This is a genomic window from Nitrospira sp. BLG_1 (genome assembly GCF_047338595.1).
Taxonomy (GTDB): domain Bacteria; phylum Nitrospirota; class Nitrospiria; order Nitrospirales; family Nitrospiraceae; genus Nitrospira_D.
Genome location: NZ_JBLFBO010000022.1, coordinates 25823 through 42854, shown reverse-complemented (window position 1 = coordinate 42854; position 17032 = coordinate 25823). Strand labels below are relative to the sequence as shown.

25 protein-coding genes are annotated in these 17032 nt (G+C 58.0%); 21 read left to right on the top strand and 4 right to left on the bottom strand.

Features of this window, described 5'->3' with window-relative positions:
* The first annotated feature begins 86 nt into the window (after positions 1-86).
* The 21 genes from ACMTNU_RS14555 (at position 87) to ACMTNU_RS14455 (ending at position 11709) form a co-directional block, all read left to right on the top strand.
* Positions 87-275: a hypothetical protein gene (locus tag ACMTNU_RS14555; protein ID WP_413935994.1), complete on the top strand. Its 189-nt coding sequence runs from the start codon at positions 87-89 to the stop codon at positions 273-275.
* A gap of 171 nt (positions 276-446) precedes the next feature.
* On the top strand, positions 447-638 hold the full coding sequence (locus tag ACMTNU_RS14550) for a hypothetical protein (RefSeq protein ID WP_413935993.1): 192 nt from the start codon (positions 447-449) through the stop codon (positions 636-638).
* On the top strand, positions 635-802 hold the full coding sequence (locus ACMTNU_RS14545) for a hypothetical protein (RefSeq protein WP_413935992.1): 168 nt from the start codon (positions 635-637) through the stop codon (positions 800-802). Before ACMTNU_RS14550 ends, ACMTNU_RS14545 begins: the two co-directional genes overlap by 4 nt.
* Positions 795-1085 carry a hypothetical protein gene (locus ACMTNU_RS14540; protein ID WP_413935990.1) on the top strand — a complete coding sequence of 97 codons (291 nt, stop codon included), beginning with the start codon at positions 795-797 and terminating at the stop codon, positions 1083-1085. The genes ACMTNU_RS14545 and ACMTNU_RS14540 overlap by 8 nt, the downstream gene beginning before the upstream one ends.
* 56 nt (positions 1086-1141) lie before the next feature.
* The gene (locus ACMTNU_RS14535) at positions 1142-1354 is read left to right on the top strand and encodes a hypothetical protein (protein ID WP_413935989.1); all 213 of its coding nucleotides are present in this window, start codon (positions 1142-1144) and stop codon (positions 1352-1354) included.
* Positions 1347-1616, top strand: coding sequence for a hypothetical protein (locus tag ACMTNU_RS14530; protein WP_413935988.1), 270 nt, complete (start codon positions 1347-1349; stop codon positions 1614-1616). The genes ACMTNU_RS14535 and ACMTNU_RS14530 overlap by 8 nt, the downstream gene beginning before the upstream one ends.
* Entirely contained in the window at positions 1604-1825 is a 222-nt protein-coding gene (locus ACMTNU_RS14525) for a hypothetical protein (protein ID WP_413935987.1), read from the top strand. The genes ACMTNU_RS14530 and ACMTNU_RS14525 overlap by 13 nt, the downstream gene beginning before the upstream one ends.
* Before the next feature lie 152 nt (positions 1826-1977).
* Complete coding sequence (locus tag ACMTNU_RS14520) at positions 1978-2349, top strand: hypothetical protein (protein WP_413935986.1); 372 nt, start codon at positions 1978-1980, stop codon at positions 2347-2349.
* A gap of 174 nt (positions 2350-2523) precedes the next feature.
* Entirely contained in the window at positions 2524-2853 is a 330-nt protein-coding gene (locus ACMTNU_RS14515) for a hypothetical protein (protein ID WP_413935985.1), read from the top strand.
* Between the two features lie 102 nt (positions 2854-2955).
* Positions 2956-3342, top strand: a complete 387-nt coding sequence (locus ACMTNU_RS14510) for a hypothetical protein (protein WP_413935984.1) — start codon at positions 2956-2958, stop codon at positions 3340-3342.
* Positions 3343-3991: 649 nt separating this feature from the next.
* Positions 3992-4126, top strand: a complete 135-nt coding sequence (locus ACMTNU_RS14505; protein ID WP_413935983.1) for a hypothetical protein — start codon at positions 3992-3994, stop codon at positions 4124-4126.
* A 30-nt stretch (positions 4127-4156) separates the two neighbouring features.
* The gene (locus ACMTNU_RS14500) at positions 4157-4336 is read left to right on the top strand and encodes a hypothetical protein (protein WP_413935982.1); all 180 of its coding nucleotides are present in this window, start codon (positions 4157-4159) and stop codon (positions 4334-4336) included.
* Positions 4337-4346: 10 nt separating this feature from the next.
* The gene (locus ACMTNU_RS14495; protein ID WP_413935981.1) at positions 4347-4559 is read left to right on the top strand and encodes a hypothetical protein; all 213 of its coding nucleotides are present in this window, start codon (positions 4347-4349) and stop codon (positions 4557-4559) included.
* Positions 4556-4777, top strand: coding sequence for a hypothetical protein (locus tag ACMTNU_RS14490; protein ID WP_413935980.1), 222 nt, complete (start codon positions 4556-4558; stop codon positions 4775-4777). Before ACMTNU_RS14495 ends, ACMTNU_RS14490 begins: the two co-directional genes overlap by 4 nt.
* Positions 4774-5748: a PD-(D/E)XK nuclease family protein gene (locus ACMTNU_RS14485; RefSeq protein WP_413935978.1), complete on the top strand. Its 975-nt coding sequence runs from the start codon at positions 4774-4776 to the stop codon at positions 5746-5748. The genes ACMTNU_RS14490 and ACMTNU_RS14485 overlap by 4 nt, the downstream gene beginning before the upstream one ends.
* A gap of 9 nt (positions 5749-5757) precedes the next feature.
* On the top strand, positions 5758-6699 hold the full coding sequence (locus tag ACMTNU_RS14480) for a hypothetical protein (protein ID WP_413935977.1): 942 nt from the start codon (positions 5758-5760) through the stop codon (positions 6697-6699).
* 140 nt (positions 6700-6839) lie between these two features.
* Complete coding sequence (locus ACMTNU_RS14475) at positions 6840-7475, top strand: hypothetical protein (RefSeq protein WP_413935976.1); 636 nt, start codon at positions 6840-6842, stop codon at positions 7473-7475.
* A 58-nt stretch (positions 7476-7533) separates the two neighbouring features.
* On the top strand, positions 7534-7701 hold the full coding sequence (locus ACMTNU_RS14470; protein WP_413935975.1) for a hypothetical protein: 168 nt from the start codon (positions 7534-7536) through the stop codon (positions 7699-7701).
* Positions 7698-10202, top strand: coding sequence for a DNA polymerase (locus ACMTNU_RS14465; RefSeq protein ID WP_413935974.1), 2505 nt, complete (start codon positions 7698-7700; stop codon positions 10200-10202). The genes ACMTNU_RS14470 and ACMTNU_RS14465 overlap by 4 nt, the downstream gene beginning before the upstream one ends.
* Complete coding sequence (locus tag ACMTNU_RS14460) at positions 10192-10392, top strand: hypothetical protein (protein WP_413935973.1); 201 nt, start codon at positions 10192-10194, stop codon at positions 10390-10392. Before ACMTNU_RS14465 ends, ACMTNU_RS14460 begins: the two co-directional genes overlap by 11 nt.
* A 12-nt stretch (positions 10393-10404) precedes the next feature.
* On the top strand, positions 10405-11709 hold the full coding sequence (locus tag ACMTNU_RS14455; protein WP_413935972.1) for a DUF3987 domain-containing protein: 1305 nt from the start codon (positions 10405-10407) through the stop codon (positions 11707-11709).
* A 99-nt stretch (positions 11710-11808) separates the two neighbouring features.
* Here the strand turns inward: ACMTNU_RS14455 and ACMTNU_RS14450 are convergent, their stop codons facing one another.
* From ACMTNU_RS14450 to ACMTNU_RS14435, 4 genes are read right to left on the bottom strand one after another with little or no spacing between them, the layout of a single operon-like run.
* Positions 11809-13848, bottom strand: a complete 2040-nt coding sequence (locus ACMTNU_RS14450) for a hypothetical protein (protein WP_413935971.1) — start codon at positions 13846-13848, stop codon at positions 11809-11811.
* The gene (locus ACMTNU_RS14445) at positions 13848-16175 is read right to left on the bottom strand and encodes a hypothetical protein (RefSeq protein WP_413935970.1); all 2328 of its coding nucleotides are present in this window, start codon (positions 16173-16175) and stop codon (positions 13848-13850) included. The genes ACMTNU_RS14450 and ACMTNU_RS14445 overlap by 1 nt, the downstream gene beginning before the upstream one ends.
* Positions 16175-16417, bottom strand: coding sequence for a hypothetical protein (locus tag ACMTNU_RS14440; RefSeq protein ID WP_413935969.1), 243 nt, complete (start codon positions 16415-16417; stop codon positions 16175-16177). The genes ACMTNU_RS14445 and ACMTNU_RS14440 overlap by 1 nt, the downstream gene beginning before the upstream one ends.
* Before the next feature lie 2 nt (positions 16418-16419).
* Positions 16420-17010, bottom strand: coding sequence for a hypothetical protein (locus tag ACMTNU_RS14435; protein ID WP_413935968.1), 591 nt, complete (start codon positions 17008-17010; stop codon positions 16420-16422).
* Positions 17011-17032 lie beyond the last annotated feature (22 nt).

The following is a 17032-nucleotide window of genomic DNA, read 5'->3' as shown; positions in this document are numbered from 1 at the left end:
TGGCAGGATTTAGATCGCCGTAAGGATATGGCCCGTCTCGCCCGCCTCGAACGGCTGGCGCTCAAACAGGTGAGGAGGGAGAAGAGATGATGGATGTAGTGGCGGTCAACGTGCGAACGAATAATGTTCGAGTGATGGCTCGTAATCTGACGCCACAAAACGCCGAGGCCTACGTCAAACTGGCTGTTATGAGGCGCGGAGTAACAGAAGAATTCTTCTGTGATGTAGAGAGCGGAACGTATAACGATGGTGATTCATGGACGGTCCAGCCATGACCCCCGACGAGCTGAGGGAGCGGGCGGAGAGTGTGGTGGGTACTTGTCACTGCCACGAAGGCTACAGTTCTAGAGGTCTGAGAGATCCTAGCTGCGCGTGGTGTAATTATGGAGAGGATGTAATGGAACTGGCTCGTGACATCGAAGCACGCGGGTGGGAGGAGGCGCGGGATGAGTGAGCGACCTGTCAGCGGACTGGCTGAAGAATTGTGGAATATCTACAAGCATCAGCCTGTCTGGGACGGTGATGTCATTTCCAAGCGCACGAAATATGAATTGATCCGGCAAGGTCTCGCCGTGTGTCGCAATGGATATACGACCTTGACGGAGCAAGGCAGAAAATTGGTGGAGGGACTATCATGAGGCCAACACGCGAGGATCGAGATGCCTTGAGGCTCCTCCTCTCCCGCGAGGATCTGAGCGACTACGATGGGGAGTTTGTCGAGGCGCTGAGGAATTGGCAGGGAAATTGGACGGAGAGGCAGGCGAGTTACTTTGATCGCGTGTGGGAGAAATACTATGCCTAATATCCCTCCAAAACTCAGCATCCCATCCGATGGTCTGCTGTCGTGGAAGCGATGTTATGCGGATGTAGGAGATACGATTACCGTCTATCCGTTGCTACCGCCAGGGGCAGATCCGTTTCAAGCGGAGGTCGTGAAGGTTAGCCGGAACAGATTTGGACGCATTTCCTATGACGTGGTTAAGCATTGCATCAACTCAGGCCGGCGCGAAATCGTTCACCGACAGCATGTAGTTACCGAGGAATTGGTCCCAGAGCACCATCAGCGCGTGGATAGTTGGGATTGAGGCAGGCCAACATCCGAAACTGAAACTGTGTGACGGTTGCAAGGAGGCAAGTTCTCATGATGAAGCGTGATCTCGCAGGTATAGCGCGTTTCGCGCTGCTTTCATTCCCTGGCGCTGCGCTTGGAGCGATGCTGCCAAGTGAGCACGAGGCGGTCGTCAAACTTCTGACACATCTACAAGAAGAAGCTTACCAGGGTGGATTTGACAAAGGTTATCGTCAGAGACTGCTCGAAGAACGAGACGAGCGCAGGGAGAAAGATCATGCCTAACCTGACCTGGACCCGCGAGCAGTATGAGAAACAACGGATGATGGACCGTAGAGGGGAATTCCTGGCCGCGATCCATCCGCTTATCGATTTGAAGCTGCGGATTATGAACTCGACTCTGCCTCGGATAATCCTTTCAGGGGATGGCCCTGCACAATATGAGTGGCCGCCAGCGGTCCAGGAGCAGTGGGCGAAGATTGACGAGAGCATTGAGCAGATCAAGGAGATGATGGAAAGGAGGCTGCACACACAATGGATCGGCTAGTCTGGACCCGCGAGCGACCGACCGTGCCAGGGTGGTATTGGTATCGAGATATGACAACTGTGCCACGTGTCGTCTCGCTTATCCAGGATGGATACGGTTTAGTTGTCTATGGTATCGAAGAGTACTGCAATCGTTTGTATGAGGTACGCGGCGAGTGGGCCGGTCCCATCCCACCCCCGGAGGAGCCATGCGATGAAGCAGTCGTGTGATTGTCCGTGTCATTTGCCCACATGTGATGATCCGCGTATGCCGCGCCAGCCGTGGGTGCACATCGGGTACCCGACAGATATGCACCTGTATCCACCGTATCTGGAAGTGCCTACTGTATTGTTCTCACGCTGCCAGTGTGAGGAGGAGCCACATGAGTAAGATTTGGTCTAAGTCCTCAGTTGACGCTATGGAGTACTATGTACTCAACGGCCGGAAGCAGGAAATCGGGGAAGAGGGCTTAAAGATGATCATTGCCTCCCATCGTGCCCTGGAGCAGAGGGTTAAAGAGTTGGAGGCGGAAGTTGCAATGCGGAAATCCCTGCTCGTTGATCAGTGCGCACTTCAACGGAGGATAGATCTACTCTGTGAAGAGCGCGACCGGCTGCGCGAGGCGATCGTCAAGTGGATTCATGCGGGCAAGCTCTCCATTGGAGCAGTGGTGAGGGACACCGATATGACACATGAAGAACTGCTCGCAATCAATAAGCAAATCATGGCCAAGCAGGCGCTCAAGGAGGGGTGATGGACAAGCGATGTGGGACGTGCAAGTACCTAGCATATTCTGGCTCTATATCATGTTGTGAGTGGTATCCACCGGAAGACCTTAAGGCACAACTGCCAGATACTTGGCACGATGCTGGCGGGTGTCCGGTAACGCTCAGTAGTGGTACCAACTGCCCCACCTGGGAGGCCCGCCATGCGTGACGTGACCAACGAGCAGATTGCGAAATGGTTGGGGTGGATTGGATTGAAAGAGCAAGAGTTTGAATCTCCGCATGGATATAGGCCAGAGACACCACGCTATACAACCGATGTCGCCCTCGCCCTCTCCGAAGTCGCGCCGGAGATTGAGCGGAGGGGGTACAGGTGGGCACTGGAGGGATGTAGTGCATATGGCCTGGTTGTACGCCTCTACCGATTTGGGGATTTTGACGTCCATCTCGTGCAATCGTGGCCGTGTACCGATCCCCCCTCCATTGCGGCGGCGTTGTGTGAGGCGTTGGTGACGACGGAGGGGCGGGAATGATGAGTCACGCACGTCGGAGGGCCAGCGGAATTGTTCATCGTTTGAGCCCCAAAACGGTCCCCGCCAAGGCTGGATACCGACGTGCTCTTTGGGAGGTGAGGAATGTCTCGATCTGGGTATTCTGATGATTGCGACGGATGGGATCTTATTCGATGGCGTGGGGCGGTTGCTTCAGCGATTCGCGGCAAAAGGGGACAAGCGTTTTTGCGCGAAGTACTCACTGCCTTGGATGCAATGCCACAAAAGCGCCTCATACGTGGTGAGTTAGAGCATGATGGGGATGTGTGCACGCTGGGGTGTCTCGGACGTGCACGAGGTCTCACGATGGATGAGGTTGATCCATACGATCGGGTGACTGTGGCGAGTATATTTGGTATCGCCGAGGCGATGGCGGCGGAAATTATGTTTGTCAATGATGACTGGCAGGAGACACCTGAACAGAGATGGCAGCGGATGCGGGAATGGGTTGCGGAGCAGATTGCTACTTAGCAACAACGGAAGGCAGCGGCGTGGACAGTGACACGCAGGTAGTTGTGGAAGCGGTTCAGCGGCGACCTAGGGGGATAGGCACTCTAGGTAATTCCAGGTGGCAACTGGCATGACACTGAAAAGTGTAATAGCCAAACAAGCTAGACGGTGGGGATTCCGTCTTTCATCGGCAACTGCAACCGATGAAGCACACAAGACCGCGAGCAGCACAAGCCTATGCCAGCCGGTGCAATTCCGGCCTGCCTTCCCCAACGTGGAGCGTATATGAAACTTGATCTCATACCGCGTTGTAAACGTTGCAAGAAAGTGCCCAGAGGCCGACTAGGACAAATCAACTATGCACGGTACTGCCCGTACTGCTCATACCATTGTCAGGAGTGGGCGCGATTGGAAGATGCTCAGCGGTATATTCACGAGAAATTCATCAACGCCCCGAGAGGAGGTGGTGTGGAAATGCTGTACAACGGAGATGACTGTTCTCGCGGACACAACTACGCAAATGGATGGTGCCAACGGTGCGGGACCTCTATGTCCTAACCCGGGCCGCGCATGGGTCGGGCGCACGCGGTTCATGAATCATGAACAGGGCAGATGAGTGAACGGCCTGGAGGGTGAGCGGCCCTTGACAACTTCCATCTAGCATGAGAGGATGGAGAAAGTGGAGGTGGGGCATGTGCAGTTTGTGTGGGGAATGGTTCAGGGACTTGCGATGGGTCGAGTCGATTGGGTATTGGCTCTGCGAGTCGTGTGCAGCGATGGCGAGGCGGGAGGAATGCGAGGATGAGGCGGTCTGCTGTGCGACGGAGGGATGGCGATGAGTGACGAATATGACATCATCGAGGGCATGGCTCGAATCCTGTATGAGATCGACCGGATGCCAGCCTACCATCGGGAGCATTTGATTCATCTCATGCCTGAGTCGAGACTGCTGAGGGAGCAAGCGGATCAATGGGCAAAACGGAGAAGGGCACCATTCTCACAACCCATACGCTAAGGAGGCCACGATGGAACGCTGTCCACGGTGCGGGGGTTTGTTGGTGGGGGAGCTATTCGAGGACGCGAAGGGGTCCGATATCGTGCAGCGCCGGAGTGGATGTCGATGTGTGAATTGTGGATACTGTGGATTCGATGATGAGCAACCCCAGTATCGCACCGTGAAGCTGTTCGTCCCCCAGCAGTATGTGTCGAGGTTGGCTGAGAGGAGTTTTGTGAAATGAAGAAGGCGAAGGTGGCGAAGTTCGAGACGATGATTTATCAATCGAGGACGTTCAGGAAGGATCTCCACGCTCGCGTGTGTGTGCTCGCGGCGATGCGGAGGAAGCGGACGGGGAAAAGGGTAACGGTCGAGGCGATGTTGAATGAGGTCGTCGCGAAGGGTCTGATTAAGCTAGAGTGTGATGAGGCTATCGTTACGGCTAACCTGGAGGGTTTATGAGGCCGACGCATTGGGGTGGAGTGGGATTGGGGTCAGACGGCATCTTTCGCGTGGATGCCAGCGCGCTTCGGGCGTGGATGTCATGCTCGACACAGGCATGGCTAAGGTATGCGCGGGGGCTGACGACGAAGGGAGAGAAGGCGGCGTTGCTGGCGGGGACAGCAGGGCATGCGGCACTGGAGGCGTACTTTCGATCCGATGGGGATGCCAAGGCCGGGAGAGCAGCATTCGACGAGGTATACAAGGCGTGGGCGACTCAGAATGTGGCGGGCGACGATCGGCTAGCTCACCAGAATGTCAGCATCATCATGCGACGGTGGTTTGAGGCCCACGAGCGGAAGGGTGGGGGGAAGTACGCGAATCTACCCTGGACGGTCGTGCCGGAGTACGTCGAGGTGCCGTTTGAGTTGGAGCTAGCTGAGGGGATTCACCTCATCGGGAAAATTGACTTGCTTCCGCAGTACAATAATGGGTTTGTGGTGGTGGAGACGAAGACGACAGGGAGCATCAATTCGTGGTGGACAGCGCAATGGAAGCTCGCGGCACAGTTGACAACGTATCTCTGGGCGGCGAGGCAATGCATACAGGAGCGTGTGCTGGGTGTCTTCGTCAATGCCATTGAGTTTGGGAAGATCCCGAGCGACCCATCGAGGCGGTGTAAGACGCATGGGAAGAAGTACGCGGAGTGTGGGGAGTTGCATGCGAAGTGGGAGGTGCTCGGGCTCTATGAGCGCCCTGGGAGGATGATTGAGGAGTGGCATCAAGAGGCCGTGCAGGCTGCGACGAAGATGCGAGCGGTGTTTGAGGAGGCGGACTCGATCGAGGACGTGCAGCGTCTCTCGCAGGAGGGAATGTTCAACGGGTCCTGTCGAGGGTGCGAGTATGCGGAGGGAGTGTGCGACCTTGGGAGACAGCCGCATATGATCGAGGCGAACTTGGTCGAGGAGTGGTGGAATCCATTGCAGGCATAGGAGGGAGAGATGGCGAAGGCGATTGTGAGGAGTGGGGCAGCGCAAGCATTGGCGGTGAAATCGGTGGGAGATGCGGGGACGGTGACTGGGGAGAAGCCTGTATTCGATCCTACCGTACCTATCCCAATTACCCACTCGGCGATCTATGGAGATTCGGGGACAGGGAAATCGACGATGGCGGCGACATGGCCGAAGGTGCCAGGAAAGCCGATGCTCGTTCTGGCATTCGATCCTCCTGATAAGATGTCGCCCTATCTAGAGCAAGGGACAGACGTGGTAAGGCTGGAGGAGGAGTACTACGCTCAGCTTGGGATCAAGGCCGACTCAGTACTAAACGAGCACGGCGAGGAGATCGTCCGGGTGGAGTACTACATGGACCCAGATCCTTATGTCCCTCGTGCAATGGACCAGATCGAGAGTCGGCTAGCTGGATTCGAGGATGAGGCTCAGAATTGGTCTACAGTCGTGGCAGACTCGATGACGTTCTATCAGTACGCTGGAGTTCGTCGGGCGCAGAGTCGCCTCGGGTTCCCTGCTACAGACCCCTCACAGATCTTTAAGCCTGGGAGCGGATGGGATGGCCGCCAGCCGTTCAACATTGCGAAGATGGATGTGGAGCGCCTGCTCATGTCTGGGATGATGTGGTGGGGCACAAACACCGTGGCGATATTTCACACCTCTGAGTCCAGCGATAAAGAGGACTTTGGTGGGGAGGCAGTGAGGGGACTTCTCACGATCGGGAAGCTCCAGAAAAATCTTCCTGCCGGGTTCTCGGAGATTTACCGACTCTACGTCACACGCGGGTCGTCGGGGCATATACACAAGGCCCAAACTCGGCACGATGGACTGTGGGCCGCGACGAGTATTGTTGCGAAGGCCTCCAACCCATGCGAACCGACGTTTGAGGGGATCTGGGCGGGGTATACACAAAGGAAATCCAAGAAAGCGTAACAGCGTGGAGCCCTCTGCCCTCCGTGGCATACCTCGAATGTGCGGGGTCTACGGTCTGGGGGAAGGGGTGGGGGGCTCCTTTTTCCGGTGGGGCTGCGTCGATGGAGATGTAGCCTCACCATATTCCAAGGAGGTTTGAGATGGGTAGGATTTTACCGGCAGTGATTAAGGACCCGTTCGAACAGTTGCCGACGGGGGTGCTGGCACTTCGCGTCGAGAGCATGCAAGAGGTCATGCTTGGGAAGGAAGGCGAGGAGGTGTATGGGATCGAGGCAACCTTCACGGTGGCTGAGCCGAAGGAGGCTGAGGGACTGGAGCACCGTGAGGGATTCTTCATCGGGATTCGGGAGAACGACAAGGCGGTGGTGGCTGGGCGAGCGACCCCGGACCCGAACTGTGAGAGCGACGCCACGTTTGCGGCCAGGGCAGGGCGGTTCAAGAAGCTCTGTGCGGCGGCGGGGGTGTCGATCGGGAACGGGGAAGAGGGCGTCGATCTCGATCAGGTCTTCGCCGTGTGCGTCGGGAAGGTAGTGCTTGCCAAGGTGGAGCACAAGCCTTCCACGAACAATCCCGAGCTGATGAATGCCCGGGTGGCGAGGTGGATGGCTCCTGGGACGGCTGAGGTCGGCGTGACGAACGAGGCCCCGAAGTCGAATGGGGCAGCGGGTGCGCCGAAGGCTGGGCCGAGCCCGATGTCGAGACCGACACCTCCGACGATGGGGGCTCCGAGGGCCGCGACCCCACCCACGCGGGTTGCGCCTAGGCTGGGGCGGTAGAAGTCATCGTGCTGCGATGGGGGCTGGCTTCGGCTGGCCCCCGAAGGGGGGAGGGGGTATGACACGAGAGAATGGGAAAGGCACCTCCGCACCGTGGGAAGTTCGATGTGAGCAGGTAAGGAAGATTCTCCTCAAGATTGAGGCGGAGCTGGAGTTGATCCCGAGATCCGAGTCGAGGAAACTCATTCGGCTGTGGGTGGCTGGTGCTCAGGAGGCGCTGAAATGAGCGGCCACGTCCAGGGGAAAGGTCCATTTGACGCCCGGCTCGTCGTGGTAGCTGAGGCTCCCGGCAAGTGGGAGGAGCAGTATGGGGAGCCCCTCGTCGGCCCCAGCGGGAAGATTTGGGAGAGCTGGCTCCGTGCTGTGGGGCTCGATCGACGAGACATCCGCATCGAAAATGTTTGCGAGTTCCGCCCGCCGGGAAATGACGCCTCGGCCTGGGATCGCGGGACGTGGGAAGAATGGATGGAGGATCTACATGTACGCATGGCTCGGCTCGAAGATCCGTGGCTGGTGGTCCCGATGGGGAACTACGCGCTCTACGCCCTCACTGGCAAGGGGAAGGTCCCCTGGCACAGTCGCGATGGACGAGCAGTCCGTCCAGGTATACTTTCCTGGCGTGGCTCCATTTTGTCGTATCGAGACCGACGAGGTCGTGAGATTAAGTGCCTGCCGACTCCTCATCCGGCGAGTACATTTCGTCAGCCTGAATTAGAGGGGATTTGTCGGAGGGATTGGGAGCGGATTGCGGATGAGGTGAGGTTTCGGGAGCTGTACTTGCCTAGGCGAACCCATGTCATCTCACCGACGGTCGAGGAGGTGGAGAAGTTCGTGGGGGAGGTTCAGGGACTTCCAGAGGGTTCGGTGGTTGCGGTGGATATTGAGAACCCCCCAGTGAAGAAGGGTGGGCCATGGCCGATCGTGTGTGTGGGGTTCAGTTATCATCCTGAGTTCTCGCTCACCATTCCGACGACGAGGGCCTATTGGAAGGATGACGATTTGCTCAAGCGGGCCTGGGAGGCGATCCGTATACTCTGCGAGGGGCCTACTGAGAAGGCGGCGCATAACTGGTTCCACGAAGCCTACTGGCTATGGGAAGATCAGCAGATCGAACTGAAGCATGCCTACTGGGATACGATGTATATGAGCCACGCGCTGGACCCAAGCGGACCACATGGGCTTGATGACTGTGCCTCGCTCCATACTCGGCAACCGTACTGGAAGTCAATGGCGAGGGATAAGACCGGGAAGGGATTGTTCACGTCCGACACGGCGACATTTCATACGTACAATGGAATCGACGTGTGTGTGGGGCGGGAGTTGCAGGCATCCTACTACCAGGCTCTCCTCGATCAGGAACGCGAGACGAACGAGGGGCCAGTGAATGGGCTCGATTTTTACCTCACACACTATTGGGACAATTTCGATCCCCTCATGCGAATCATGCGGCATGGGGTGAGGGTCAATGAGCAAGTACGAGGGGAGCAGTACACGAAACTGCGTGCGCGGGTGGAGGGGATTCGAGGGGAGTTGAAAGTGCTCGTCGGGCATGATCTCTATGCGAAGAAATCCATCTCGACGGCCAAGCTCAAGAAGTGGTTCTATGAGGATCTGAAGCTGCCCGAGCAGGTTCGCAAGCGGAAGCCAGGGGTGAAGACGGTCACGGTGGACGAGGTCGCAGTCCGGACACTGATGCTGAAGCACCCCGAGATCCTCAAGGCCCCCGGGGAGTTGATCCTCGAACATCGACGTGTGGATACCCTCTCAAAATTCTACCAGCCCTCCAGGGTCGATGGGGATGGGCGATTCAGGAGTAGTTATGGACTCAACACCGAAGCGGGTCGTCTCCAATCTAAAGCGTCTCCGAACGGAACTGGATCGAATGCCCAAAATGTGGACCGAGATGCAAGAGATATGTTTCTCGCTGATGAGGGACGAATCGGTGTCGAGGTGGATCTCAGCCAAGCAGAGGCAAGAATTGTTTACTTGCTTATCTACCACCTCACGAGAAATGAGAAGTACTTACGCTCTGCTCGACTCCGCCCTGACGAATTCGATCAGCACACAGAGAATGCCGCGCTTATCTTCGGGAAGCCCCAAGAGGAGATCACGAAGTCAGAGCGGTACTTAGGGAAGAAAACCGTCCACGGCGCGCAGCGGGACTTGCATGGGAAGAAGTTCAGTGAGGAGTTGCTGAAGGATGGATACGTGCGAACGGAACAGGAGTGTCAGAAGATGATCGATACGTACCATCGCCGAGTGCCGGAGTTGTCGGGGGCCTACTTCCCCTGGATTCGTCGGCAGATCAACGATTATCGGATGCTGGAGAATTCTTGGGGGCATCGGCTGTACTTCACGTATGATCGGTTGAATGATGACACGTATCGGAGGGGGTATAGCTACCATCCGCAGTCTGAGGTGGGTATCCTCATGAACCAGCGAGGGCTCATCCCGATGTCGAGGCACCTCGCGCATGGAAACTTAGGGTTACTCAATGTTCACTGTCATGACTCGCTGTTTATGTCGCTGGAGCCAGAGGTGGCATTTGAGGCGACGTTGTTCCTTGTGAACTCATTGGAGGCCCCTCGGCGGTACTGCGGCGTCGATTTCTCCATGCCCTGTGAGGTGAAGATGGGGCTGTCGTGGAAGGCGAGTGTGGAATGGAAACGCATGCCGGACAGGAAGACGTTTGAGTCTGCCATGAGGGAAGTGTTGCATGGACTATGAAATCTGGGTCAACGACGGGGGCTGTGCTGTCTCCCTTGGGTTCTCAGAGGGTGCGACGTTCCGTGATGCTTGTGAGCGATTTGCCTCGAATAATCTAAACTTTTCTCAGTATTTTGATATCGAACGCATGACCTATTTTGGTCGTCGGCTATTCGATAATGAGTCGGATGCGAGAGGGTCATTTAGATGATGGAGGTACTCAGTGCCCGATGAACAACCTCGCGACCTGTTGGATCTCTATCTGTATCATATTGGCACCTCTGAAGTCCCGATGCAGTTTCATTTCTGGGCCTGCCTCTCCATGATCTCGGCATGTGTGGGGGATCGGGTATGGGTGCAGACGAATGCGGTGAATCGGGTCTACCCGAATCTATACGTGTTCCTGATCGGCCCGTCGGGGAGTGGTAAGGAGAAGGCGATCTCAACCGCTCATAAGCTCGTTGTGGAAGCGCTCGGGGCGGTGAAGGCTCACTATGTTGCGAATCGCCGAGATGAGTCGATGGTGGACAAGCTGCTCAGTTGCTACTCCGGCATGAGTACGAAGCAGAATATTCTGGAGTACCTCGTGCTCGGGGCAAAGATGGACAAGGTGACGCGAGTAAGGAAATCGACTCGATCCAAGTTCTACTTTGTCACGGAGGAGCTGGCGAATAGTCTCAATACTCCCGCCCTCGCACATGAGCTGGTGAAGCTGATGACCGCCCTTTTCGTACCGTCCCCTGCCCCCATGATGGAGGGGACACGAGTGAACGGATTCGTGGAGCTGTCGAATATCTGCCCGAATTGGCTAGCTGGGACGACGGATGAATGGCTACTCGAATGCATCCCCAAGACGTCGATCGAGGGAGGGTTTTTTGCGAGAGTCTGTTCGGTTCGGGGCAGGCGAAACTACCGCCAGCGGTGTCCGCAGATCATCTACCCAGACGACTATGATGAGGTGCGGGAGGAGATCCGGCGTCGGGTGGAGAGTCTCCTCTGGCTGGAGGGGGGGTATACGCTCTCCGATGAGGCGCGGAGGTATCACGACGAGTGGTACATGGGCCGACCTGAGCCCCAGGAAAGTGTCATGGAGCCCGCATTCAATAGAGCCGATGAGATGGTCTACAAGCTCTCGCTGCTCCTCGCGATTGCCAGTTGGCAAGGGACATTTGATTCGGAGGGGAATGTGTTCGGGCATGAGCCGTTGATCGAGCTGAATCATCTCCAAGAGGCGATCCATATTTGGGACAACCTCGCGGCTGAGATGCCGGGGACGATCAGGATGGCAAATGCCTCGACGCAGTCTAAGGATGTTGATCGACTCGCAGAGGTCATCAGCCGCTATAAGCAGATCATGCGGTCTGACCTGATGCGGATCGTCTCAAGCCGTGGACTGAATGCGGAGCGACTCGATAAGGCCCTCACGACGTTGATTGAGGGAGAGGAGATCAAGGCTCACACTGAGCAGCTCCCCGGTGCGACGAAGCCGAGACGGTGGTATGAGTGGATTGGGGGAGAGGAGGAGTAGGGGGATGGACTTTATTTTGGGGATGATCATGGGTGTGCTGATTTGTCTCCTGATCTCGGAGGTGGTGTGATGGAGTGGATTGTTGATGTCGTCGTTGCGCTACTCGGCGCGTGGGGCTGTGCCAGGGCGAGATTCTGATTGAAGTGTCGGCTCAGTCCCTCGTGCGAACTGGCCGAACGTGGCGAGTTTCTTGGGGAGATCCGGCTCGATCGCGAGGGACTCTTCGAGGGAGGGTTTCGCGGCGAGGGCTGAGGCTTGCCTGAGCATGGAGGAGAGGAAGGCGGGGGGTTTGCCGGTCCTCTGCATCTGAAAGACGCCCTCTTTCATTGCCTTGAGCCAGCGGGGGTTGCCGAGGATTTCCCCGAGGAGTTTGGGGCCGAGGAGGATGGTGGCGGCTCCGCCTCCGGCAGATCCGGCTGCCTTTTCGAAGTCTCCGGTGAGGGCATAGCCAGCCCCACCAGCAACACCCGCAGCGGCTCCAGCCGAGAGAAGCTGAATCGCGACGGAGCCTTGACCCTTGGGTCGAGTCCCCGCATGCTCCATCACCTTCGCGAAATCGACCATTTCCTTTGCGGAATTCTTGCCTAGCATCTCATCAAGCAGTGTCGTGCCGTACTTGTCCAATTCCCCCACGAGTTTTCTTGGGGAGAAGGTTTGGTTGACTTCATCGAATGCACGACGGCCCAGTGAGCTGACGAGCAGGGGGCGCATTTCGAGGTTCCAGCGGGGGCCATAGGCGGCCTTGATCGATCTGATGAGGTTGAGGTGCTCGGACTCTGAGGCGATGTTGTTGGGCATGAGGAGGCGAGCGAGGGAGCCGGGCTTCTTTTCGATCGTGTCGAGCGTCTTTTTCACAAATTCGTTGCGGTACTTTTCGGTCGCGGCGGCGTAGAACTTCTGGGCGCGTTCGTAGTCTCTGACGAGCGTGGTGTCGCTGGAGAGGGTCTGTTGACGTTTGAGTGACTCCATGACCTTGTCGTCGATCTGTTTGGACATGCGTTCAGCGGCCCCGATGAGGACCTGGCCTTCGGGGGAGCCTCCCAGTGAAGGTCGCTTGGCGATGTTGTTCAGCTCGGTCTTGAGGTGGATGGCTTGATCGAGTGTGAGCCTCGGCATCGCGAACCCGACTTGGGCACCCTTGGGGGTTTGGAGGAGGCTGATGATCTTGTCGATGGCCTGGACACCGGCTGGGTCCGGCATGCTGTCGCGGATCTTCGTGAGATTGTTCACCACGAGATTCCCGAGGGCACTGTTCGGGTCCCGAAGCTGTTTGAATAGGGGAGTGAGTTCGACCTGGCCCCCTGGGGCTCGCTTTCGGATGTCATCGAACATCACCTTTGCGGGGCGCATCATGTAATCCATCACGCGACCGTCGATGACGCCCCGGAAAGTCGCCTCCGCGTCCTTGGGGGCAAGCTTCTCCATCTGGGCCACGAACTGATCGAAGGCGGATTGGATCGCCACTTCGTTCGTCTGGTAGGTCTTTTTGAGGGGGCCGCCGAACCAGGCATTGTAGCTGAGGTTCTCGAACAGTTTGAGCATGCGGTGGGATTCCTCGCTGCCTGGCTCGATCATCTGCCCGGCGGTAAGGGTAGAGCCCCCCTTCTGGGCCGCCTTTTCGGTCATCTGGACGACGGAGCCATGCTGGGGGAGGATGTATTGGCCCATCTTCCCGGCCATCCAACCCACACCTTTCTCGATGACCTTTTTCCCACCAAGGCCAGTAATGATCTGCCCGGCTGCGGGAAGTGCCATCTCGGCGGACCCTTGGATAAGCCCGGACTTGGCGGCTTCGGTGAGGTTCTGGGCAATGCGATCGAGGCTCACTGGGACATCGTTGGCAAGGTCTTGAAAGGACTGCCCGAGGAAGTAGCCCCCGGTGGCCCCGATTGCGGCCCCCACACCGGCTCCAGCTTGGCTCCCAGCGACGGTGCCGACAGGTCCACCGGCGGGGGTGCCGAGGACGGCTCCAGCGATACGGCCAGGCTGAGCCCCAGCGAGCCCCCCGACAAAGGCGAGCTTCTCTGGGAGGTCGGCGAAGGTTTTGGTGCTCGTCGGTGCCCCACCAAGGTCCACCGTTTCGTCAGGAATGCCTCCAGAAAGGAGATCGTCGAGCGTGCTGAGTTCTGGGTCAGCCATCAGGGCTTCTCCTTCCCTTGGGCTTCCTTCTGCGCCTGGCGAGCCTTCTGGATCTTTCGATAGCCAAACGAGGAGAAGTCAGACTTGGGGTAGTTCTTTTCGAGGAATCCCAGGTCTCGCTCCAGCTCCGTCCCGGCTGCGGAGATGAGGGTCTGGACCTTTTGCAGGGCCGTGCGGAGGTTTTCCTTGGGGTCCGGCATGAACGTCAGCAAGTCACTCCGTTCGTTGAGTGAGGTTGCGGTGCCTGCGAATGTCTTTTTCTCGACATTGAAGATCTTGCCGAGGAGGGCGATGTACTTGGCGACGTCGGCGGGCACGGCCCCAAACTGCTTCTGGAAGGCTTGTTTGGTCGCGAAATAGAACGCGGGCTGGTCCCCGTACTTGTCGAGGAGAGACTGGCCGTCCTTCCCCTTCGTGGTGGCATGCTTCAAGATCGAGAGGCCGGTGACGTAGAGGTCATCGACGGGTTGGATCTTCTCAACGGCTCCTGTGGGGGCTTTGGAGAATTGGTGCTCGATCTCCTTGTGCTGCGTTTCAACCTTCCCCTTCTGGGTGAGGGCGCGAGATTCCTGCCCGGCCTGGATCTCGGCGGGGGACTTGACGGGGGCCTTCGGTGGAGTCGCCACACCCGGCTGAAGACGTTGGGCGGTTTCCTCGACGGCCTGAATGTCCTGAGCCGTGCCGAGGGCCTTCTCTTGGAACTGTCGCTGGAACGCCTGCTGCGTGATCGCATCCTGGGCTCGCCCGCCTGCGTCGGGGTCGAAGGGGCTAATCCCGAGGGCCTGGATCATTTCGGCCTGAGCAGGGCTGAACCCGAAAGCTTGGGGCTGTCCCATGACCGCGTCGTGCCACTCGCGGGGGACTTCGCCATCGACGGCGTAGGCCCCGAGTTGCATGGCGAGGGCGGCGTATTGGGCTTGGGTGCGACCTGGGAACGCCTGCTGCAGTTGAGGCATGATGCGCTGCGTGAGTGTCTCGGCCGCGACGTGCTTGGCCCTGATGGAGTCCTCCGGGCGAAGGTGTGGAGTCTGGTCAATCGCGCGGGAGAGGAACCCAGGGGGAATCGCCCCTCTCATGGCAGTCGGCGTCTTCGCCTCGCCCGCCGTCGCCAAAACTTTCGGGAGTGCTTCACTTGCCTGAGCCACAGCTTTCGTATAGGCGGATGCAGCAAGATCACCCTCCTTGGGTTGAATGACACTCTGCCAGCGTTGGGGGAGGTGGCCGGTTTGGTCGTAGGCAGCTTGGGTGGCGGCGACGAAGGCGGAACCGGCGTCCATGCGGCTGCGAAGGTCGTCCTCGATCTGCTTACGGACTGTCTCGAAGCGGAGATCCTCGTATTGTTCGAGGGCCTGGCGGTCCGGTTCGAGTGGGGGCTCGCCAGTCATTCGGCGTCGGGCGTTCTCGGCGTCCAGGGCGGCGTTGATTTTGTATACCGGCATGTTCTGGGCGCGAGCTTGGGAGATGAGGTCGGCGGTGATCTCCTTCCCTCCGAGGGGGCCGGTGGGGGTCAAGGTGACGCTAGCCCCTGACTCGGAGAGGCTTATGGAGGGTTTCATCCCGGCCCTGGGGCGGGGGATCGTGAGGTCCTGCGGCTGAGGGGTAGGGGTCACAGCCGAAGTCGTCTGTGGGGCCACGGAGGGCTGCGCGGGGGGCATTTGGGGGGTGGTTTGTGAGAGGGGGGTCGTTGGCTGTTCCGCCCCACCAAACCTCGCTCGCTGGCTCTCTAGCTCCCCCATCATCATCGACTGCTCGTGCATCAGGGGGTCGATAGGGGAGCCTTCAGGGGGAGCCCCGATAGGAGTCTGGAAGTTCTCCACCTCGACATCGCGGTAGCCTTCCCGAAGCTCTGTGATCCGGTCGTCGATCCCGTGCATGCGGCGGTACATCGCCGCTGTGTCGATGGGAATGGTGGGAGGCCCCTCGCTTGGTGTCACCGGGGAGGGCGTCGCCATCGTGGATGTCGTGGGTGAGGGAGCGACCCCTGGTGCGCCTCCAGGCATTGCCCCCTGCGACTGGAGATAGCCCCTGATAAGATTCTTCCACTCCTGCTGTTCAGACCACCGCTGCGTCGATTGGCCCACCATCGGGGCGACGAGGTTGGGGTCCATCCCGCGCTTCACCGCACTTTGCCCCAGCATCATCGCGGAGTCGGGGTCGAGGTCGCCCTTGAACAGCTCTGTGAAGTACTTCTGATTCTCCATCTGGATCGCTTGCTGCTGCTTTTCCTGCTTGAGCTTAAATTCAGCTTGCTCAGCCTTGCGCTCATCATAGCCTTGTTTGGCTGATGCCCCGGCAAGCCCAAGCATCGCGAGAATGGCGGGAAGCATTAGTAGAGATTTCCCTGGTTGCGGTAGTGGATCGTGCCGTCGCTTCGGTAGAGGTTATCTCCGTTCACATAGCCGATTTGACCATCGTAGAACTGGACGTGGTTCCCGTACTGGTAGCCGGAGATGTGGCCGTAGATGTGGGGGCCGGATTGGTATGAGAAGTCGTCTCGATTGTGAGTAGCACTTCCAGCCCCAGCGCATCCGGTAAGGGAAAGCATAAGGATTGAGATAAGGTATTTCACTATCAGCCTCCTGTCTGCCCCGCTGTAGCTCCTCCACCAGCTTTCGCGGCACCCATTGCGAGCTTCATAAAGTCTCCAAGGAGGCTGGCATAGGCTTGATTCTGACTGGACATCACCGGAGCCTGCGCCCCAGCGGCCCCTACTGCTGCGTTCGCTCCCATCTGCATTTGACCCATGGGGTTCCCGCCGAACTGCTGAATGAACCACTGAGCCATCTGGGGGCCAATCTGCCCGATTGCGTTCTCGCTCTCCATCCGCTGGTTGGCAAGGATGGATTCTCCAAAGGGAGTACCGAGTAGTCGCCGTCCCTGAAGCCCCATCGTGGTTGCTCGCATCGCCTTCCCGCTGGAGAGCCGCATGTTGTCCATCATACGGGTGATCATCGGCATCTGGGCCTGGATGCCGCCAGTGCGAAGGGCTTCCGTGAGCTGTTGATTGATCTCCCGCTGGACAGGCATGCCCATCTGGACGAACTGGTCGGCCATTCCAGCCGCCTGCCCAGCAAATGGGTTCGTTTCCTTGGCGGGTCGAATGCCAAAGATGGACCCAAAGAGGTCTCCTGCGCCTTTGGTCAGCTTATCGAAGAGTCCCATGGTGTGCTCCTTGATCCTCTAT

Coding starts and splice junctions, on each gene's coding strand:
- ACMTNU_RS14555 (WP_413935994.1), top strand. CDS start 87: ATGATGGATGTAGTGGCGGTCAACGTGCGAACGAATAATGTTCGAGTG.
- ACMTNU_RS14550 (WP_413935993.1), top strand. CDS start 447: ATGAGTGAGCGACCTGTCAGCGGACTGGCTGAAGAATTGTGGAATATC.
- ACMTNU_RS14545 (WP_413935992.1), top strand. CDS start 635: ATGAGGCCAACACGCGAGGATCGAGATGCCTTGAGGCTCCTCCTCTCC.
- ACMTNU_RS14540 (WP_413935990.1), top strand. CDS start 795: ATGCCTAATATCCCTCCAAAACTCAGCATCCCATCCGATGGTCTGCTG.
- ACMTNU_RS14535 (WP_413935989.1), top strand. CDS start 1,142: ATGATGAAGCGTGATCTCGCAGGTATAGCGCGTTTCGCGCTGCTTTCA.
- ACMTNU_RS14530 (WP_413935988.1), top strand. CDS start 1,347: ATGCCTAACCTGACCTGGACCCGCGAGCAGTATGAGAAACAACGGATG.
- ACMTNU_RS14525 (WP_413935987.1), top strand. CDS start 1,604: ATGGATCGGCTAGTCTGGACCCGCGAGCGACCGACCGTGCCAGGGTGG.
- ACMTNU_RS14520 (WP_413935986.1), top strand. CDS start 1,978: ATGAGTAAGATTTGGTCTAAGTCCTCAGTTGACGCTATGGAGTACTAT.
- ACMTNU_RS14515 (WP_413935985.1), top strand. CDS start 2,524: ATGCGTGACGTGACCAACGAGCAGATTGCGAAATGGTTGGGGTGGATT.
- ACMTNU_RS14510 (WP_413935984.1), top strand. CDS start 2,956: ATGTCTCGATCTGGGTATTCTGATGATTGCGACGGATGGGATCTTATT.
- ACMTNU_RS14505 (WP_413935983.1), top strand. CDS start 3,992: ATGGAGAAAGTGGAGGTGGGGCATGTGCAGTTTGTGTGGGGAATGGTT.
- ACMTNU_RS14500 (WP_413935982.1), top strand. CDS start 4,157: ATGAGTGACGAATATGACATCATCGAGGGCATGGCTCGAATCCTGTAT.
- ACMTNU_RS14495 (WP_413935981.1), top strand. CDS start 4,347: ATGGAACGCTGTCCACGGTGCGGGGGTTTGTTGGTGGGGGAGCTATTC.
- ACMTNU_RS14490 (WP_413935980.1), top strand. CDS start 4,556: ATGAAGAAGGCGAAGGTGGCGAAGTTCGAGACGATGATTTATCAATCG.
- ACMTNU_RS14485 (WP_413935978.1), top strand. CDS start 4,774: ATGAGGCCGACGCATTGGGGTGGAGTGGGATTGGGGTCAGACGGCATC.
- ACMTNU_RS14480 (WP_413935977.1), top strand. CDS start 5,758: ATGGCGAAGGCGATTGTGAGGAGTGGGGCAGCGCAAGCATTGGCGGTG.
- ACMTNU_RS14475 (WP_413935976.1), top strand. CDS start 6,840: ATGGGTAGGATTTTACCGGCAGTGATTAAGGACCCGTTCGAACAGTTG.
- ACMTNU_RS14470 (WP_413935975.1), top strand. CDS start 7,534: ATGACACGAGAGAATGGGAAAGGCACCTCCGCACCGTGGGAAGTTCGA.
- ACMTNU_RS14465 (WP_413935974.1), top strand. CDS start 7,698: ATGAGCGGCCACGTCCAGGGGAAAGGTCCATTTGACGCCCGGCTCGTC.
- ACMTNU_RS14460 (WP_413935973.1), top strand. CDS start 10,192: ATGGACTATGAAATCTGGGTCAACGACGGGGGCTGTGCTGTCTCCCTT.
- ACMTNU_RS14450 (WP_413935971.1), bottom strand. CDS start 13,848: ATGGCTGACCCAGAACTCAGCACGCTCGACGATCTCCTTTCTGGAGGC.
- ACMTNU_RS14445 (WP_413935970.1), bottom strand. CDS start 16,175: ATGCTTCCCGCCATTCTCGCGATGCTTGGGCTTGCCGGGGCATCAGCC.
- ACMTNU_RS14435 (WP_413935968.1), bottom strand. CDS start 17,010: ATGGGACTCTTCGATAAGCTGACCAAAGGCGCAGGAGACCTCTTTGGG.